This is a genomic window from Pseudomonas abietaniphila (assembly GCF_900100795.1).
Lineage (GTDB): Bacteria > Pseudomonadota > Gammaproteobacteria > Pseudomonadales > Pseudomonadaceae > Aquipseudomonas > Aquipseudomonas abietaniphila.
The window spans coordinates 1-2,543 of sequence record NZ_FNCO01000044.1 but is presented as its reverse complement, the minus strand read 5'-3'; the positions used below and the strand labels follow the sequence as shown (position 1 = coordinate 2,543).

Sequence of the window (2,543 nt, the reverse complement as noted above, 5' to 3'; positions counted from 1 at the left end):
TGGTGGCGCGTTCTTCAACGCTGAGTTCGGAATAAGACATAGGGGCAGCACCGTACCGGAAAGGTCAGGTGTTGCACTCAGTTTTTGCCGCCGCCCTGCTTAATCCACTCGATTATCTGTGGCTTGCCGATGGGGTTGTATCGGGACAAGTGAGGAAACCCAACAACCAAAACCGGCTGGCCATTCAGCTCAGTTCGAAATGCTTTGATTGCCCAGCCCCCATGCAGAGCTACACCTTTTGGCGAGTACTGAATCTCACCATCGAATTTCCGCTGCAGATAACCGAATGACGATACCTGCGAATTACCGCAGCACAGAATCAGCTTAGGATTTACCAGTGCCAAGATCGCTTCGTGCACAGGCCAGCAAACATCAGCGTAATGCTCGGGCACACCTTTCGCGTCTCGACTCTGGGCAAAAATCAGATTACTACTGCAGACGTCTTCGACCCTGTATCCAAGGCTGTCGAGCAACCACTTGACCCGCAACTGCAGCGGTGATCGGCCTGCTGCTGTCGTCCATTCCAAATCCGTAAAGTCGTTGCACGTTTTCGATGGCAAGGCTTCAAGACGGTCTGCAACGGTAGGGCCATCGGGACCTTCACCGCCTGGGTTGTAACCTAAGAAGTAGACATCACCAGGCCTCAGGGTGTTGTAGCTGCTGTACAAAGTCCCGCCCGGCAGAGACATCAGCTCTGACAGGGAATTTTGAGCAACTGCGAGTATTCCTTGCTTATCCATAAAGCACTTCCATCCAATGAACGTTCATCAAAAGACTGCCCGATTAAGGCCTGACGTCGTTTAGAGCGAATCTACACGCCACACAGCAGGTCGTGTTGAAAAGCCAATAGCGCAGCGATTACTCACGGCGATTACGCCACCCATCAGAAGCACACACATACTGCAAATGGCTGAGAGGTGTTTGTCTCGACGAAGTCCAGGCAAACACTGTCCAGCTCGCCGAGCCTGCTTTCGATCCAGTGACCGGTCGCACTGTAGTGCTCGATTAGAAAATCTTCGCCGTAGAAATAGATGCCCTCCGCAGCGCTGAATGAGCGATCTAAGGCACTGGTGAAAACGGCACCGTGATCTTCGCAAATGCGTTGAGCTTGGTCAGCACAAGCCAGCTGAGACGCTGATTCAAGCAGTGCTTTACAGAGTGACCGTGCGGCACCGGCTAACATTTCCCCAGATACGCGGGCAACTATGGCGTCAGCGACTTGCTGCATGATCACAATCGTTACGTAATCTGGAATGGGCCCCGCAACTTGATCTGATTGATCTTGAGTAGGCGTAGCTTCACTTGGCCAGATGAGCTTGTTTAACATTAAGTGATCCTCCTGATGTACAGCCATGACATTGGCCGGAAGACCTACAGGCTTTAAGTCGTTTTAAGATCCGCAGATAACGTGACGCTGCACTCAAATCACGCAAAGAAGTTTCGCGATATCCCCACAAAAACCGCTCGGCTTATTTGTCGATGCATGACTTCGCATTGACCTTCAGATTTGTCGCCCGCCATAGGCAACACGAGCCAAACCCAGCATCAGGGTCAAGGCAGCTATCAGTACAAGATGTTCAGTCAGCGGACTCAGCATGATCATGGCGAACCTCCTCGGGTTGAGATGAATCAACCATAGGCACCTGTACCGCTGTAGGCGATACGTAAACTTTTCACCCGTAAACATTTAAAGCACATGCCTATCTACGCCGACGGACGCGCCTTGTTGGATCTCAAAATTGCCGGATACTGTACATAAATACAGCTATCGGCATTTCCCCATGAGCAACGCCCTGATCCTTGGCGCACTTCACGCCAGCAGCACACGCCTCCCCTTCTTTGACGCGCACATTCCGGCCGGCTTTCCCAGCCCGGCGCTGGACCACATGGAACACAAGCTGTCCCTGGATGAGCTGCTGGATATCAATGCACCGCACACCTACGTCGTGCTGGTTAGCGGTGACAGCATGACCGGCGCGGGTATCTTCGATGGTGACCACCTGATCGTCAGTCGTGCACTGGAGGCAAAACCAGGCGATGTCGTGGTGGCCTGCTTAAACGGTGATGTGTTCGTCAAACGCTTGGGCAGATGCCAGAAGTCGTATGTGCTGCAATCCGAGCACCCTGATTACGCGCCGCGCTACGTACTGGATGATGACGAACTGATGATCTGGGGCGTCGTGAGTCATAGTCTGCGTAATCACCGCCCCCATGCCTGAGCAGGTGTTTGCCCTAATCGACTGCAACAGTTTTTACGCAAGCTGCGAGCGGGTATTTCGGCCTGACCTCCAGCGCACCCCCATCGTCGTGCTGAGCAACAACGACGGCTGCGTGATTGCACGCTCCGCCGACGCCAAACCCTTCGTGAAGATGGGTGCGCTATTCCATGGGATTCGTGGCGATCTCAAGCACCAGGGTGTCGTGGCATTCAGCAGCAACTATGCGCTTTATTAAGTTAGGTGGAATGCTTTTGAGCTAGGCTGAATCCGTTGACGCTCAGGGGGCGCCCATGACCACCACCCCATTGCACAAGCAAGTGTTAA

3 protein-coding genes and 1 pseudogene are annotated in these 2,543 nt (G+C 53.3%); 2 read left to right on the top strand and 2 right to left on the bottom strand.

The annotated features are described in order from the left end of the window. Window positions 1–77: 77 nt before the first annotated feature. Window positions 78–740, bottom strand: a complete 663-nt coding sequence (locus BLS87_RS33220) for a uracil-DNA glycosylase family protein (RefSeq protein ID WP_074759398.1) — start codon at window positions 738–740, stop codon at window positions 78–80. A gap of 143 nt (window positions 741–883) precedes the next feature. Continuing rightward, the gene (locus BLS87_RS33215; protein WP_074759397.1) at window positions 884–1,327 is read right to left on the bottom strand and encodes a hypothetical protein; all 444 of its coding nucleotides are present in this window, start codon (window positions 1,325–1,327) and stop codon (window positions 884–886) included. A 454-nt stretch (window positions 1,328–1,781) separates the two neighbouring features. On the opposite strand from BLS87_RS33215, the gene BLS87_RS33210 reads away from it, so the two are divergent. Together BLS87_RS33210 and BLS87_RS33205 are read left to right on the top strand one after the other, a co-directional pair. Continuing rightward, window positions 1,782–2,219, top strand: coding sequence for a LexA family protein (locus BLS87_RS33210; RefSeq protein ID WP_074759396.1), 438 nt, complete (start codon window positions 1,782–1,784; stop codon window positions 2,217–2,219). Further along, window positions 2,212–2,451: pseudogene (locus BLS87_RS33205) on the top strand (Y-family DNA polymerase); the annotation flags it as partial. The gene BLS87_RS33210 and the pseudogene BLS87_RS33205, both read left to right, overlap by 8 nt. Window positions 2,452–2,543: the final 92 nt, after the last annotated feature.

What these genes read in the sequence shown, in the direction of transcription:
- BLS87_RS33220 (WP_074759398.1), bottom strand. Translation starts at nt 740, where the DNA reads ATGGATAAGCAAGGAATACTCGCAGTTGCTCAAAATTCCCTGTCAGAG.
- BLS87_RS33210 (WP_074759396.1), top strand. Translation starts at nt 1,782, where the DNA reads ATGAGCAACGCCCTGATCCTTGGCGCACTTCACGCCAGCAGCACACGC.
- BLS87_RS33215 (WP_074759397.1), bottom strand. Translation starts at nt 1,327, where the DNA reads ATGTTAAACAAGCTCATCTGGCCAAGTGAAGCTACGCCTACTCAAGAT.